Below are 16,075 nucleotides of genomic sequence, written 5' to 3' on the forward strand. Positions count from 1 at the left end.
TAATAGTAAATACTTTATAGATATAAAAAATAGTGTCAGGACATACTGTCCAGGCACTATTTTTATGCATATATTTGCTTGCACTTAAAAACATACGGTAAACTGACCGCTTCTTTGTTATAGAAGGCTATTCTTCAGGCACTGCATTGCGGTCATATGTTTTAAATGTTCTGCTCATTCCCGGCTCATGTATCCGGTCCATAAAACTATGCCATATATAAAGCGGATATGATGACCCTTTTAAGTCCGAAACGGGCTTTGGCATATCGTATCCTACCCATACGGAAGTAGTGTAATAGGGGGTATATCCCACAAACCAGCCGTCCTTTTTTTCATCGGTTGTACCTGTTTTTCCGGCGCTGACAGTATTTTTTAGACCATACCCTTTTGCTGTGCCGTTTTTAAGCACTCCCGTCAATGCTTCCGTTGTCATTCTTGCGGCATTTTCATCGTAAATTCTAATACTTTCTGTTTCATCCTTTACCAGTTCATTGCCTTGCGCATCGGTTATACTTACAATACATGTAGGTTCCCTGTAATAACCGTCATTTGCTAGTGCAGCATAGCCCGCAGCCATCTCAAGAGGGCTAACTCCGACGGTAAAACCGCCAAGTGCTGCTGCCATATAGTAATCATTATCTTCAATTCTGGAAAAATTCATTTTAAGCAAATATGAAATTCCCACTTTAGGAGTCAGTTCCTCATAAAGTTTCCACGCCACCGTATTTTTTGATACTTCAATGGCCCTCTGAAGTTTCATTTCCCCCGCATAATAGCCGTCGGAGTTTTTTGGTCCTCCCTCAATCGGACCGTCAACTACTATGCTGTCCGGAGTATATCCCCTTTCAAACGAAGGGGCATAAACTATCAGAGGCTTTATGGCACTGCCGGGCTGACGAAATGCCTGATAACCCCTGTTAAAAGTGTAGCCGGCATATTCCTGGGTCCTACCGCCGACTATTGCAACTACTCTACCTGTATCGTTGTCTATACATACGGCAGCACCCTGCATTTTATAAATGCCTTCCTCATTTTTTTCCTGAAATTTTTCCAATGCTTCATCAACTGCCCGCTGAAGAAGCTCCTGCTTTTTTTGATCAATAGAGGTATATATCCTGTAACCGCCTGTGTACAATTTCTTCTGATAGAGGTAATACATATCCTTATAGGCCTCTTCATATTCCTTACGGTCTTTTTCGTTATCAAAACTGTTTCTAAATTCAAATCCTTCTTCCTTCATCAATGCCCTGATGGCACAGTGATATGCAAATGTTTCTATATAATTCTTTTTGTCAAACTCCTGTTTTACCAGTTTTATGGGTTCATTTATGGCGTTCTCATATTCGGTATAATTAATTATACCGTTTTCGTACATTTGCTTAAGAATTCTGTTTCTTCTTTCAATTGTATTTTGCTTGTTTTCTACAGGATCATATTTACTGGGATTGTTGGGTATGGCACATAAAAATATCAGCTCTGACAGGCTTAACTGATTAACTCCCTTGCCGAAGTACCCGTTGGCCGCAGCCAATATGCCGTAGTATCCGTTTGAAAAATATATGTTGTTGATATAAAACTCAATAATTTTATCCTTGGAATAAACTTTTTCCAGTTCCTGAGCAATAAATATCTCCCTTAATTTTCGCTCATAGGTGGTTTCATGGGATAAAAATACGTTTCTTGCAAGCTGCTGCGTTATGGTGCTTGCTCCTTGCGTTATTTCCCCCTTATTCTTAATTAGTGCTATGGCAGCCCTGATATTTGCCAGATAATCAATTCCCTGATGGTCGAAAAATTTCTTGTCTTCGGTTAAAATAATGGCATTTATTACAGCCGGAGGTATGTCTTGGTATTCAATATAATAAACATCTTTAACCCCTTTTAAGGCTGTTATAAGTTCTCCGTCACTGTAATAAACCAGGCTGGTCTGGGAAGAACGAAAAGTATCCTCGGAGGACGAACGGACTATGCTTCTTGCTTCCTGTTGGTATTTCATAATTATTTTCCCATAGGTATTATAAAAATAAAATATCCCCACTATGGCAGCTAGCAGCACAAGAAAAACAGTCAGTTTAAAAACCAGCTTTATGCTCTGTCCTATTTTCTTAACCAGTCTGTTAATTTCGGCCTTTTTTCTTTTGTTCATAAAGATCCTCCGATTGACCATTTGCGGGAATATCTAAGTTGTTATAAATAATATAGCACTAATCAAAGTTTTATAAAATTATACGGTAGTCCCATCTTTTGAAGAAGAATCTTTTCTCTCATCTGGCAGCTAAAAATAAGCACCTGTCTGCGGCCACCTATTTTTTCTAGGGTAGCCCTTAATCTGTTATCGTCATACAGGACAAAACTGTCGTCCAAAATAAGAGGCATATTGTCACCGCCAAAAAGCAGGTCGGCTACCGCAAGGCGAAGAGCAAAGTAAATCTGGTCTATTGTGCCTGCACTAAGCCTGTCAAGTTTATATAAATTATCTTGCCATGAAACCTGTATATTCAGTTCTTCATCTATTTTAATATCCTTATACTTTCCGTTTGTAACCTCACTTATAATACTGGCTACCGCCAAGTTCAGCTCTTTTCCGAAACTGTCATGAATAGTTTCCGAAAGTCTGTTTATCGTATTAATGGCTAAATCAATGGCCGAAACTTCCGCTTCGGCTTCCTTTTTCCTTTGCAGCATTTCTTCATATTGTGCTTTATTTTTTAAAAGCAGAGTTTCATTATCCTCCATACTTGAAAGTTCCCAATTTATTTTCTCAATTTTAAGCTTAATGTCGCCCAGCTCGGCGTTAAGGCGGCTTATATTATTTTCTTTTTGTTTCTTTTTTTGGTTTATAATATCCTTTAGCCTTTGTATTTCCCGGTCAGTTAGTTCTTCCGCAGGAATAAAATTTCTCATATAAAGCATAATTGCATCATGCAGTTCATCACAATTATCTTCAAGGGATTTTGCCCGTTCAAGCATATTATCCAGGGCCTTTTTGCCATGTTCCAAAGAAACGGTAAGCTCCAAATATTCCTCATGTTTTTTGGCAAGTTCCGAAAGTGAAGAAACCCGGTACTTATCAAATATCTGCTTAAGTTGCTTTTCGGCATTGGAGTTATGTTCCTTTAATTCTTTTATTTTTAAATCCCCGCTGTCCTTATTGATATTTTTATTGTTAATAAAAATTACTCCTCCTATACCGAGCAAAACCGCTAGTACCGCAGTTAAAGCCGCAAACGACCGGGTAATTACGTAAGCAGCCAGGCTTAAAATAACCGAACCCAATGCATATGTAAACGCTTTCTTTCTGCCGTTTATAATTTTATCTTCTTTTACTTTATAGACATTATGAATCTCTTCCATGTAACGGGACAGGTCCATATCCAGCCGCCTGGCTTCGTTAAGATCGTTTCTTAAGGTTGAAGCTTGCGATGCTTTATGTTGTAACCCTTCTATTTCTGACCGTAGCTTTTCGATTTGAACTTTCAGGCGGTCATATTCTTTTGTATATTCCTTATATCTTATGAACCTTTCAATTATTGCCGGAAGCTCATCCATAAGTTTTGCTTCTTTTTGAAAATCATATGAATTAAGTAATTCCAGTTCCTTTATTATCCTGTCTTTTTCTGCTTCCAGCCCTTTTAACTCTTCGGTCAGTAAATTTATTTTTTCTTCCGCCTCTTCCCCCTCTTTAATTTTTTCGGCAAGCTCTTTAAGCTTAAGTTCATATGGTACGGACTCCAGGGCCTTTTTCTTTTGCTTTAAAAGCTCGGTTGCTTTAACTACATTCACTTCTTTGCTTTTTGATATGGATAAGTTGGTTATATAATTTTTTATCTGGGCAGCCAACTCGGCATCGGTGCGGGCTTTTAACTGCCCTATGCTTACCGTGTTTCGAAAAGCCGCCTCACTTAACCCCGGTATAAGCTCACCGATATGGCCTTCTTTAAGTTTAATTTCCCTCCCTGTTTCTAAATCTGTAACGGTAAAACAACGGTCGTTTGCGTGAAAGCTCCTAATCAGGCGATAATGTTTATCCCCCACCAAAATGTCCATCTGTCCACCGTATGCACCGGGATAATTCCAGGGCAGATATCTGGTGTATATATCATCTTTTGAAGCCGCGCCTCTTCCTCTAAGTCTTTCAATACCAAACAACATTCCCTTGATAAATGCATGCAGGGTGGATTTGCCAGCCTCATTTTCTCCGTATATTATATTTATTCCCGGCTTTAAAATTATTTCCCGTCCGGAAAACTTTCCGAAATAATCAAGTTTTAACCTGGTTATAAGCACTATTTTTCCCCCTTTTTGTGCCTTTCAGGGTCTAATTCCAAATCTATATTAAATAAATTCGAATAACTAAATACCGTCTGTATCTCTTGCTCCGAGCAGGGCTTCTATTCCATAATAAAGAGCCTTTCTTGCCGTTTCTTCCTGATTACTTTCTTTTATTTCTTTAATAAACATACCGATCAGGTTATCGGCATTTTCCAGATACAAAGCATCAAAATCGTAATCCGGAACCGATTCGTCTGTAACTTCAAGAATATTACCTAAAGAATATATAGCATCTTTGTCAAACCGTATATTTTCATCCCTAAGACCTTTGATAAGAATTTGATATATATGCTGCTGCCCTTCTTCGGAAATTTTCTCTTTTATTAAATCTACTAAAGCCCCGTTTGTAGTTTGTGAAGACACCGTTATATCAAATTTTTTATATTCCCGCAGAGAGCTTTTTATAAATCTAATTTCAGTCTGCTTCTTACCGTTCTTTTTGATTTCTCCAAGAATATACCCTCTTGGTCCCGTCTCATTTTTATCAAGCGGCTCAAGGGAACCGGCATAGGCCATATTTTCGCTTATAATCTCAGGCTTATGAATATGCCCCAGGGCAATATAGTCAAAACCGGCATTAAGAAGCCTCTTTCTGTTTATTGGAATGTTCTTTTCGTCCCCTCCGTGGGCAATAAGGATATTTATTGAATCGCCCTTTGCCGGCTGTACCGAATCATACAATGGGTCTGTTATATCCCTTTTTAAATAGCTAAAGCCGTATACAAAAGTATCGATATTGGAAAAATATACGGATTCTATCGTATCATTAAGAAACATATATACTTTTTCATCCCAATTAAATCCCGCATAATGGGATCTGGGCCCAATGTAGTCATGGTTTCCTGCCATCAATACAACCCGGGCGGTTTCCAGTTTTGAAAAGCAGTAATTTACTTCCTTAAGCTCTCTTAACAATGGTTGCCTGTGAAACAAATCACCGGCAATAAGAAGGAGGTCAGCCTTTTCTCTGTTGCATACTTCTATAATATTTTTAAAACTATCCCATATTTCTCTTTGGCGTAAATCAGCCCAGGGCTTGTCCGAATCCGGCGTTGCCCCAAGATGTACGTCCGCAATATGTACAAACTTCATAAGCTCCCTCCTTTATATATTCCTGTGCCGTAACTTTATTGGTCCGATTATGTTAATAAATTCTCCCGATATGTTTAATTAATATTTCAAAATATCTTTTACCGAAATGATTAATTATATGTTTATAATTTAAATTATAACACAGCCTAAGAACAAACATCAAGGAAACCGCGAACATTCATTCTGGCTGTTTAATACTTGTATTCAGTACTAATTCTTGACTTATGCGGCATATATCTGTATAATCTTCAAAAATATCCGGAAGGTGATTGCCATGAAAACTATTGAAACCGAACGGCTTATATTAAGGCCTTTTACAGAAACGGACCTGGATGATTTATATGAGTATGCCCAAAGCCCAAATGTCGGACCGAATGCGGGATGGAAGCCCCATGAAAGTCCGGATGAATCGAAAGCCATATTAAAGGATTTTATGGAAAATGACGAAGTATTGGCCATCGTATGGAAAGAAAACAATAAAGTAATAGGCTCAATAGGCTTGCATAATGACGTTTTCAGGTCTATCGACAATGTCAAAATGATGGGATATGTACTGTCGGAAGACTATTGGGGCCGAGGTATTACAACAGAAGCAGCCAAAGCTGTTCTAAAATATGCCTTTACCGATTTAGGCCTATACATGGTTACGATCCGCCATTATCCTTTTAATATCAGATCAAAAAGGGTCATTGAAAAATGCGGTTTTGCTTATGAAGGGACCTTAAGATATTGTGCCAGGATATATAACGGTAATATTTATGATGTGGTATGCTACTCCATGACTAAAGAAGAATGGGAAAAATTATATGGCTGATATAACACAATACTTATACTTATATAAAAATATTAATATATTAAAAAAGGTACTGACAGAATACCGATCTGGCCGTACCTTTTTCTAAATTTGATTAATCAACATAATACATTTTTTTCGGGTCTCCGTTATTAAATTGTAATATAATTCCGGGCTTTTAGGCCGACTCTTTTTAAACTAATAATCAATTATTTTTACCTGCCGAAGTATTGGTGTCAGGCATACTTTCCTGTCCGTTATTTGGTATTAAATGCCTTATTAGTTCATGGGTGCCGGTTGAAGCAAGCCCGCTAGCAAGACCACCAAGCAAAATCTCCGGCGTAAACTGCCATCCGTTTATCCACAAGTTCAATATGACACCCGTAATACCCATTATAAGAGGTATGTATTTATTGGGTATAAAAGAAATACTGTGCTTTATAATATATCCTAAGCATAAACAAATTCCCAGTACCACCAATACTACATATCTTGCCAAAAACTCCATTCGGATACCCCCTTAAATTACAGTCCCAACAGGCTTTTACCTTGTCTATTAAATAGATATGCTTGTTTTCTTATGCAAATACCAATATTATCTAATATTTGCTTGACATAGTAAATTGTTGATGGTAACTTACATATATACCTTATTTAAGTAGATAGGGAGAACATGATGAGCTACTTAAAAAGCATACAATATATAGAAAGCAAACATCAGCTAAAAGGGGAATATGAAAAAGCTTTCATGTCTATAGAAAAGTTTTATGTTAATAGCTATCCAAGACAAAGCATAGATGTTCAAATAGCTCTGCACCGAATTCTTGATAATTTTCTTGCTGCACAAAAGGAAGGCAAACCCTTAACAGAAGTGATCGGTTCCGATATAAAAAAATATGCCCTTAAAATGATTGACACAGGCAGCAAAGTCAAAAAGTTGGTATCATATATTGCTGCGCTTTTATGGCTTGCTTTATTTTTAATATTTATAGATAACATGCCAAATGAAATCCATAAAGGAGCTCCTTTGCCTTTTATCGTAAATCAGTTAATTATTCCTTTATCGGTTTTATTAACTGAATTTATACGTGGCTTATGTAAAAGATACTTCTTTTTTAAGCCGGATATATACAGATATTTAAACTTTATGCTAACTTTCCTGTTAACTCTCCTGATAATTTTTCGTGAACATATACCCTACGGCAGCGTAACATTGGTCCAAATTCCTTTTTCAGTGTTTATAACCCTATTCGTTGCTTCAACAATATTTATTATAGTGGCATTATGTATTTCAATTATAAAGACTAAATTAAAAAAACGTTATCTTTCAGTGTAAAAATGTAAACCGGCAGATAAACCGAAAATTAACACAGGTTAAAATTCCCCTTCGGTATACATATATGAATTTTGTACCATGCAGGGTTTATTTTGACAGTGTTATCTATATGCAATATAATTTACTTATTAAATCAGCCTGATGAAAGGAGACTGTTATGAAAAAATTTATTTCATTCATTTTGATTCTTGCCTTGTGCATTCCTCTTATAAGTCCTGCAACCGCATCCGCAGCCACAACAATTAAACTGAATAAAACCAAACTTGAACTGCATGAAGGCGAATCCTATACCTTAAAATTAAAAGGCGCATCGGGAACCGTAAAATGGTCTAGCAGCAAAAAATCGGTTGCCACTGTGTCATCAAAAGGGAAAGTAAAGGCGGTAAAGGAAGGAAAAGCCACCATTATAGCTACATACAAAAATAAGACATACAAATGCAATGTAACCGTTATAAGCGGTAAAAAAGCCGATATAATTTTTACCGCATTTTTAACGGAAGATATGTCCTTAGAGGATTACGCAAAAACTTTCTATGGTGACAATCTGAAAATTTTAAATATAAAAGAATACGATGACGAACATATTGCGGTAACCATATACGAAACCGACAGACTTGAAATGGTCAAAGAAATTAAAAATAATTATAAAGATTATGCTATATCCCTCATAGCAGATGATAATCTTAAAGGTATTTTTACCGATGTAAAAACCGATAAACTGTTTAAAAATATCAAATTATATACTGACAAAGATGTTTTTGAAAGTTCTCCACTAGCACCTTTATTTGCCGTTATTTATTTCGGATTGGCAAGCGACACCATACAGGCCATTAACCTGATAGATCCGGAAGACAGAATATGCAATATTACTATTATCGACAATGCTACCGGTGAAATTTTGCTTAGCATTGACTAAGCCTTATTATTAGTAAATCAAGATCTCTCGTAAAGTGTGAACTGCATTTCCTTGTTTTTTAACATTGGTGTGCAGTTCACATTTAATTTTGTATAACATTACTTATAAGTTTTAGAATCGGTCCTGTTTTAACAAAAATTAGCCTTTATTATGTCTGTTGTTTGACAGATGTCAAGATTCCTTAAATTATACCTTTACAAAATACTTAATTAATTTTATTATACTATTTGTCAGTTCGAGACCTTCCTGACGTAAAACAAAACTAAAGGAGAATTAATATGAACAAGAAAACTTTGTACTTAACACAGGCAGCCGTAATTGCCGCAATTTACACCGTATTGGTCTTTGTATTTCAGTATTCCAGTTTCGGGCCGATACAATTTCGTATAGCAGAAGCGCTTACGGTTCTTCCCTACTTTACCCCTGCTGCCATACCGGGCGTTACCATTGGGTGTTTATTAAGCAATATCCTTTTTAGAGCGGATATCCTGGATATTATTTTCGGAACCCTGGCAACCCTAATAGCAGCCATACTTTCTTATGTATTAAGGTTCAATAAATACCTGGTTCCTATTCCCCCTATAGTGGTAAATGCCATAGTTGTTCCCTTTGTATTAAAGTATGCATATTTCGAAGCTGATCCCATCCCTCTTATGATGTGTACCGTGGGATTAGGCCAGTTGGTTTCTGCAGGGATAATAGGAATGATTTTATTGTTTGCTTTGGAAAAAGTAAGATATGTAATCTTTAAAAACAATTAATTAGAGCCTAATGCTATAGGCCGTTTGGCATATATTATTAACTTTTAATCTGTTAAAATGAGTTTATATTCTTAAATACTTACTGCTTATCAGTAAAAATAATGCCGTGACCGGATGTTATTGCCTGACTCTATGTCATACTTTAACTCCCGTCACGGCAGTTTTTTATATGTCTTTCAATGTCTACCGGTTATTTATTGATTCATTTGATATTTTGACTTCACCCATATGTTTTAACGTCAAAAGCAAATCTTAAATTATATGGCAAAGGATTCTCCAAATCCTTGGTGATTTGCAGGATATAAGGCTTTATGTTATAATTACCTCAATTTTTATAAAATTATTTGAATTTTTCAGTTAATTAACCGGCAGTTTTAACATACCTTTAATTAAAGGGGGAAGATAATATTTATGGGCGTATATAAAAATATAAACAACCTTACCATGCCAAAGATGATTATATTTGACTATGGGCATACCCTCATTTATGAACAGGCTTTTGACAGCATAAAGGGAACCCAGGCTGTTATGGCCCACGCCATAAAAAACCCAAAAAACCTAACCGTATCGGAAGTAAACGAATTTGCCCGCAAATTGTATAGAGATCTCATCGGTTTTTCAAAAGAGCGTGATATAGAAATCTACAATCAGAAGTATCAAAATTTAGTTTATGAATATCTGGAAATCGAACTGGCCTTATCACCGAAAGAAACGGAAAAAATTTATTGGGATAATTCATCTCCCGGTGTTATAATGCCTTATATAGACGAAGTTATAACTTATATAAATAAAAGAGGCATCAGAAGCGGTGTTATAAGCAATATCTCATTTTCTGGAGATACTCTTGCCGAAAGGATTAACCGCCTGATACCCCATAATAAATTTGAATTTATTATAGCTTCCAGTGAATACGTTTACCGCAAACCCAACAGGCTGCTTTTTGAGCTTGCCTTAAAAAAAGCCGGTTTAAAGCCGCAGGAAGTTTGGTTTTGCGGTGACAATATACGGGCCGATATTATAGGAGCTTCAAATGTCGGCATGTTTCCTGTATGGTATGAAAGCAGCCTTGAATGTTTTTATTTGAACAAGACAGACAACATCCCACCCGATTGTGACTATTTGCATATAACCGATTGGAGAGAACTTATACAGGTTCTTGAACAACTGAAGCCTTAAATATCTTTCTAAAATTATAATAGGAATAAAAATTACACTTATAATAATTTTTAATACATAACCTTAATGTTTATTAGCTGTATGTGCGCGCTGTAACCTAAATCTCATATTCTTTAAAACGTTTATTTTAATATTTATATTTTAATATTTTAAGTAAATCAAAAAGGGAAGGTATATCTATAAAGGAACCTTCCCTATATATTATTTAATTTAAAATTGTATTATATTGATGTAATATTGCTGTATTTTAAATAAAAATAACTATTCTATATCTTATCTGTTTAGTACGACGCTGACTACGGAAAAATCTTGATTATAATTCACAGTGGTTTACGGTTCTGGGGAACGGTATTACGTCACGGATATTGCTCATACCGGTCAGATACATGACACAACGTTCAAATCCGAGGCCAAATCCCGAATGCCTTACCGAACCGAACTTCCTTAAGTCAAGATAGAATTCATAGTCTTCTCTGCTTAATCCCATTTCATCCATGCGTTTAAGAAGCTTTTCATAATCGTCTTCTCTCTGGCTTCCACCTATGATTTCACCGATGCCGGGAACTAAAAGGTCCATAGCAGCCACGGTCTTGTTGTCCTCATTCAGTTTCATATAGAAAGCCTTTATATCCTTAGGATAGTCGGTTACAAAAACAGGTTTTTTAAATACCTGTTCAGTAAGGTAACGTTCATGTTCAGTCTGCAGGTCACAGCCCCAGAAAACTTTATAATCAAAATTATCATTGTTTTTCTTTAATATTTCGATAGCATCGGTATATGTCACATGAGCAAATTCGGAATTTACTACATTATTAAGCCTGTCCAGCAAGCCGTTATCAATAAACTGGTTAAAGAACTCCATTTCCTTAGGTGCATTCTCAAGCACATAGTTAATAATATATTTAAGCATATCCTCAGCCAGTCTCATGTTATCGTTCAAATCGGCAAAGGCCACTTCAGGTTCAATCATCCAAAATTCTGCCGCATGGCGGGTTGTATTGGAATTCTCGGCACGGAAAGTAGGCCCGAAAGTATAGATCTTTTTGAAGGCCAAAGCATAAGTTTCACCGTTAAGCTGTCCGCTTACCGTAAGGTTCGTGGGTTTGCCGAAAAAGTCCTGAGAGTTGTCCACTTTGCCGTCCTCGGTAAGAGGCAGATTATCAAGATCCAAAGTGGTAACCCTGAACATTTCACCTGCACCCTCGCAATCGCTGCCGGTTATAATAGGGGTATGCACATATACAAAGCCTCTTTCCTGGAAAAACTTATGAATGGCATAGGATAGCAAAGAACGCACACGAAATACGGCCTGGAAGGTATTTGTCCTGGGTCTTAAATGGGTGATGGTCCTTAAAAATTCCAAGGAGTGCTTTTTCTTCTGTAGAGGATAATCGGGAGACGAATAACCTTCGATAATTACTTCCTCTGCCTGAATTTCAAAAGGTTGCTTCGCCTGGGGAGTTTCCACAAGCTGTCCGGTTACTATAATCGAAGAGCCCACATTTAATTTTGAAATCTCGGCAAAATTATTTAAATTATCGTGATATACTACCTGCAGCGTTTCAAAACAAGTTCCGTCATGCAGTACAATGAATCCGAAAGATTTGGAATCTCTGACGCTGCGTATCCAGCCTCCGACTGTTATTCTTTTGCCGATATACTCTTCTTTATTACGGTATAATTCCCTGACTTCTACTAATTCCATAGTCAAACTCCTTTTTACTTAAGATTTTTATATAATAGCTTAAATTGCCAATTCCAATCTGCTTATCCTGATATTATAACATAAGATTTCAAGATTACAAGCAATTCTTAAGTTTCAAATTCAGGTTTATCCTGCCGTTTTAACCAGGGCTTCCAGTACCGCCCCGTGGGTTTTTTCTTTAACTTCAATAAAATTGACAGCCTCGTTGATTTCTCCCAGGGTATGAGCATCGGAATTATATATTATATTGCATTTATTAAAATAGGGATGTTTAATTTTTAAATCTTTTTCTTTATCTGCGTCTTTAATCTCAGCACATTTAAAATCCGCGTCGGGAGGAACAAAGCCCAAGTTGGATATAAGGCTGGTTGATGTTTTGTCCACATGGGCAGGAATATACACCCCATCATATTCTTTCATTAATTTATCCAAATTATCAAAGGTTATGTCTGTAGCATTGATTAGCAAATACGGTTCTTCCCCGATTTTTATATCGTCTTCGTTATATATTTCCTGTTTTCCGAATATCTTTTCATTATTCGGAACCTTAATTAACCTGTCATACACAAAAGTATCAAAGGCCATGGCTTTTTTTAAATCAGAAAAAAAACAAAGCACATGGACTTCTTCCATAGTGCATAACTCCATTCCGGGAACAACAATTATATTGTTTTTCTGGGCATAAGAGTAAACCGCCGGACAGTTTTTACAGGTATTGTGGTCTGTTACGGCAATTAGATCCAGTCCTATGATTTTTGCCATATTAACTATATTGGCGGGAGTCATATCCTCATTGCCGCAGGGAGACAGGCAGGAATGAATATGAAGGTCGTAGGCCAGTTTATACATTAATCCTGTTATAAATTTTCAGGGCAGCTTCAAAAACCGGCAGGTTAGTATACAAAACCGTTATGCCCTGTTCTTTTGCTTTTAGTGCTGCGGCTGTATCAAGCCTGCTTCCTTCTGCCAGAATGACACATGCTGCATCGGCTAAAGATGCCACAGCCAAAGTATTGATATTTGCCATTACCGTAACCCATGCGGCATCCTGGGGCATCTTGCTCATGGCAATGCTAAGCAGGTCACAGCAATACGGCACGGCTATCTCCCTGTTTAAATTACTGCCTTTATTTAATACTTCAAATTCCTCAGATTTTATCAGTTCTTCTACGGTCATATTTCCTCCTTGGTAGTCTGTTTTTACTTTTTCTTGTCAAATCTGGACAACTCATCAGACAACTTGTGAATATAATCCCTCAGAATATGTATGCAGTCTTCTTCTTTTGCCACTCCGCGGACTATATCCTCAGCCAACGCTTTACATGTAGGTGCACCGCATGAACCGCAGTCCAGCCCGGGAAATTTGTGCATAAGTTCTTCCACCTTAGCCATTTTATTTATACTTTCTCTCATATTCTTTCCTAATTTAAAGACAGGTTCATATGGTACATCTTCAGTCCAAAAAGCATCTGCACTTTCTTCGGTATCAAGATGGGAACAGGCTACGGGAAGGTATTTTCTTAAACGCTTAAGCTTAACCTTGGCAAGATAAGGGTTTTCAACCGTAAGAACCCCGCCCACACATCCGCCTGCACAGGCGTTAAGTTCAACAAATTCCAGCCTTTCAAATTTCTGATCCTCAAGATCCTCCAAAACCCGGATCACATTTTCTATCCCGTCTGCCGCCAGGTAATTATCCGTAAGCAACGCTCCGGCTTCTCCTCCGGTACTGCCCCATCCTATTCCGATCCTACCCGATTTTCCCAAATCCTCAACCTTATTGACACTCTCTTTCATATACGGTAGGAGCATGGGGTATATTTCTTTCATAGCCAAAACACCGTCAATTTCACTCTTTTTTATACCGATAGGGGACTTTACCGCAGTTACTTTTGCCGGACAGGGCGATATAAATATAATCCCTATTTTTTCCGATGGAAGGTTGGTCTCTTTCATTGCCTTATTTCTGGCATTTATGGCTGCCAAATCCACCGGTGCATATATAGGCAGAAGATGATCTATAAGATTAGGGAATCTGATCTGAATTAACCGCACCACAGTAGGGCAGGCGGTACTGATTACAGGCCACTTGTCTTCATTTTCCGCCACATATTTTCTGGTCATTTCCGAGACCAGTTCTGCGGCACTGCTAACTTCATACACATCGTCAAACCCCATTTTTTTAAGGGCTGTGAGCACAATATTTACATCGTCCAAATTATTGAACTGTCCGTATAATGACGGTGCGGGAAGAGCCACATTATATTCAAATTTTTTCATTATGTCCGGGGAGTCATATGTAGCTACCTTGGCATGGTGAGGACATATCCTTATACATTCCCCGCAGTCAATACAGAATTCTTTGATTATAAAAGCCTTGCCGTCCCTTACCCGTATAGCTTGTGTAGGACACCTTTTAATGCAGTTTATGCATCCTTTACATAATTCTTTTTTTAATAATACCGAAGTAAAAAATTCACTCATGCCCTCGCTCCCTTTATTAAATCATCGGTCTTTATTCTTTCGGTATAAAGACCTTCATTTTGACCGTTGTACCTACTCCCACCGTACTCTCTATATTAAATTCATCCGAGTATTTTTTCATATTGGGAAGCCCCATTCCCGCACCGAAACCTAAGTTTCTTATGTTATCCGGCGCGGTAGAATAGCCGGCCTGCATGGCCAGTTCGATATCTTCAATTCCGGGCCCTTTGTCTGTCAGTATCATCTCTATTTCCTCGGGTGATATTATTACTTCGATTATGCCGCCGTAAGAATGGATAACCATATTAATTTCACCCTCATACAAGGATATGGCAACCTTTCTTACGATATCCGGATCGACACCCAATAGTTTCAGCCTTCTTTTAACATTACTGGAAGCTTCACCGGCTCTGGTAAAATCATTGGGGTCAACCTCGTATCTTAGAACAATTTTTTCGTTCATTGACAAGGAGCACCTCCGCGGAGCCCCTTTTCATATAATATACCACAAGCAGTAAACATCCTGTGCCCGGTAGAAAGAAGGACGATCTCCCTTTCTTTTGCCATTTCAATCATAGTTTCGTCAGGCATTTTCCCTCTGACAAAAACAATGCATACAACATCCATCATTTCTGCTGTACGAATTACCTGCGGATTGCATAATCCCGTAAGCAAAACCGACTTTTCCTTCATAAAGGCAAGGACATCGCTCATCATGTCTGCTCCGCAAGCCGAATGAACTTCCCTGTCCTGAAATTCTTCCCCGCAAATAAACTTAGCGCCTAAAGCTTCCCTTATTTCTTTAACGGTCATATATATTTATCCTCTCCTATCTCTATTTTTAAGTAAGGTTGTTTTATTAAATTCTAAAATATTATATTAATTAAAATGCCGGTTTTATCTTTCCTGTATTATACAAATCAGAGCGGGCGAATTTAAGAGTTACTTGTAACCGATGGATAAAAAACCTCAAACGAATTTCCGTAATTTTTCTTTGCTATTGCCAAGGCAGACTTGGCATTTGTAATTGTCGTACCATAATCAGATTTACCCAAAGCAAAAGCAATTCCGATACTTACATATAAACAAGCTTAAATATGGATTTGGGCCATATATCCGCTTTATAGTCAATAAGATTAAAAAAAGCGTCATTTGCAGACACTATTGTCAGTTCATCATCCAATGCCACCTGCAGCAGACTGCATGGCAAATCTTTAACTTTCTCTTTAAAGTTGTCCGGAAGTACACTGCTCATAAATTCCTACCCTTCTATAAATATGAAAATTCAGAGAATTCTAAGTAATAAACCAGTATTAAGTGCGTTAATATTATAATACAACTTTTTTACATTTACAATCATTGATAATTTTATAAATACCCCCTTTTATTCCTTATGTAGAATTGTGGCCTCGTATTTTATGTCGCTTTATGCATCTTGCATATTAGAATGGAAATTTATTCTCTATCATTGTTTATAATT

At 37.3% G+C, this 16,075-nt stretch carries 16 protein-coding genes; 5 read left to right on the forward strand and 11 right to left on the reverse strand.

Going from position 1 to position 16,075, the window contains the following annotated elements:
- Positions 1-127 precede the first annotated feature (127 nt).
- From HHT355_RS11840 to HHT355_RS11850, 3 genes are all read right to left on the reverse strand, one after another.
- Complete coding sequence (locus HHT355_RS11840; RefSeq protein ID WP_158245963.1) at positions 128-2,146, reverse strand: transglycosylase domain-containing protein; 2,019 nt, start codon at positions 2,144-2,146, stop codon at positions 128-130.
- Positions 2,147-2,208: 62 nt separating this feature from the next.
- On the reverse strand, positions 2,209-4,287 hold the full coding sequence (locus HHT355_RS11845; RefSeq protein ID WP_158245964.1) for an ATP-binding protein: 2,079 nt from the start codon (positions 4,285-4,287) through the stop codon (positions 2,209-2,211).
- 66 nt (positions 4,288-4,353) lie between these two features.
- Positions 4,354-5,424 (reverse strand): metallophosphoesterase family protein, encoded by a 1,071-nt coding sequence (locus HHT355_RS11850; RefSeq protein WP_103203656.1) that lies wholly within the window; start codon positions 5,422-5,424, stop codon positions 4,354-4,356.
- Positions 5,425-5,698: 274 nt separating this feature from the next.
- On the opposite strand from HHT355_RS11850, the gene HHT355_RS11855 reads away from it, so the two are divergent.
- A complete protein-coding gene (locus tag HHT355_RS11855) occupies positions 5,699-6,238 on the forward strand; it encodes a GNAT family N-acetyltransferase (RefSeq protein WP_103203657.1) in 540 nt (179 codons plus the stop codon).
- Positions 6,239-6,422: 184 nt separating this feature from the next.
- Here HHT355_RS11855 and HHT355_RS11860 read toward each other — a convergent pair whose 3' ends face one another.
- On the reverse strand, positions 6,423-6,725 hold the full coding sequence (locus HHT355_RS11860; RefSeq protein ID WP_199179194.1) for a phage holin family protein: 303 nt from the start codon (positions 6,723-6,725) through the stop codon (positions 6,423-6,425).
- A 168-nt stretch (positions 6,726-6,893) separates the two neighbouring features.
- On the opposite strand from HHT355_RS11860, the gene HHT355_RS11865 reads away from it, so the two are divergent.
- The 4 genes from HHT355_RS11865 to HHT355_RS11880 all read left to right on the forward strand — a co-directional run bounded on the left by HHT355_RS11865 (position 6,894) and on the right by HHT355_RS11880 (position 10,406).
- The gene (locus HHT355_RS11865; protein WP_103203659.1) at positions 6,894-7,553 is read left to right on the forward strand and encodes a DUF1048 domain-containing protein; all 660 of its coding nucleotides are present in this window, start codon (positions 6,894-6,896) and stop codon (positions 7,551-7,553) included.
- Between the two features lie 157 nt (positions 7,554-7,710).
- Complete coding sequence (locus tag HHT355_RS11870; protein ID WP_103203660.1) at positions 7,711-8,469, forward strand: Ig-like domain-containing protein; 759 nt, start codon at positions 7,711-7,713, stop codon at positions 8,467-8,469.
- 278 nt (positions 8,470-8,747) lie between these two features.
- Positions 8,748-9,230, forward strand: a complete 483-nt coding sequence (locus tag HHT355_RS11875) for a QueT transporter family protein (RefSeq protein WP_103203661.1) — start codon at positions 8,748-8,750, stop codon at positions 9,228-9,230.
- A gap of 411 nt (positions 9,231-9,641) precedes the next feature.
- On the forward strand, positions 9,642-10,406 hold the full coding sequence (locus HHT355_RS11880; RefSeq protein ID WP_103203662.1) for an HAD family hydrolase: 765 nt from the start codon (positions 9,642-9,644) through the stop codon (positions 10,404-10,406).
- Positions 10,407-10,719: 313 nt separating this feature from the next.
- Here the strand turns inward: HHT355_RS11880 and asnS are convergent, their stop codons facing one another.
- The 7 genes from asnS to HHT355_RS11915 form a co-directional block, all read right to left on the reverse strand.
- Positions 10,720-12,111, reverse strand: a complete 1,392-nt coding sequence (asnS, locus tag HHT355_RS11885) for an asparagine--tRNA ligase (protein WP_103203663.1) — start codon at positions 12,109-12,111, stop codon at positions 10,720-10,722.
- Positions 12,112-12,237: 126 nt separating this feature from the next.
- Positions 12,238-12,960, reverse strand: a complete 723-nt coding sequence (locus HHT355_RS11890) for a PHP domain-containing protein (protein WP_103203664.1) — start codon at positions 12,958-12,960, stop codon at positions 12,238-12,240.
- Complete coding sequence (locus tag HHT355_RS11895) at positions 12,953-13,288, reverse strand: hypothetical protein (RefSeq protein ID WP_103203665.1); 336 nt, start codon at positions 13,286-13,288, stop codon at positions 12,953-12,955. Before HHT355_RS11895 ends, HHT355_RS11890 begins: the two co-directional genes overlap by 8 nt.
- 23 nt (positions 13,289-13,311) lie before the next feature.
- On the reverse strand, positions 13,312-14,595 hold the full coding sequence (locus HHT355_RS11900; protein WP_103203666.1) for a [Fe-Fe] hydrogenase large subunit C-terminal domain-containing protein: 1,284 nt from the start codon (positions 14,593-14,595) through the stop codon (positions 13,312-13,314).
- 31 nt (positions 14,596-14,626) lie between these two features.
- Positions 14,627-15,058, reverse strand: a complete 432-nt coding sequence (locus tag HHT355_RS11905; RefSeq protein WP_103203667.1) for an ATP-binding protein — start codon at positions 15,056-15,058, stop codon at positions 14,627-14,629.
- Entirely contained in the window at positions 15,055-15,408 is a 354-nt protein-coding gene (locus tag HHT355_RS11910; RefSeq protein ID WP_103203668.1) for a DRTGG domain-containing protein, read from the reverse strand. The genes HHT355_RS11905 and HHT355_RS11910 overlap by 4 nt, the downstream gene beginning before the upstream one ends.
- Before the next feature lie 262 nt (positions 15,409-15,670).
- Positions 15,671-15,850, reverse strand: a complete 180-nt coding sequence (locus HHT355_RS11915) for a hypothetical protein (RefSeq protein ID WP_103203669.1) — start codon at positions 15,848-15,850, stop codon at positions 15,671-15,673.
- Positions 15,851-16,075: the final 225 nt, after the last annotated feature.

The sequence above is a fragment of the Herbinix hemicellulosilytica genome (assembly GCF_002904165.1).
GTDB lineage: Bacteria > Bacillota > Clostridia > Lachnospirales > Lachnospiraceae > Mobilitalea > Mobilitalea hemicellulosilytica.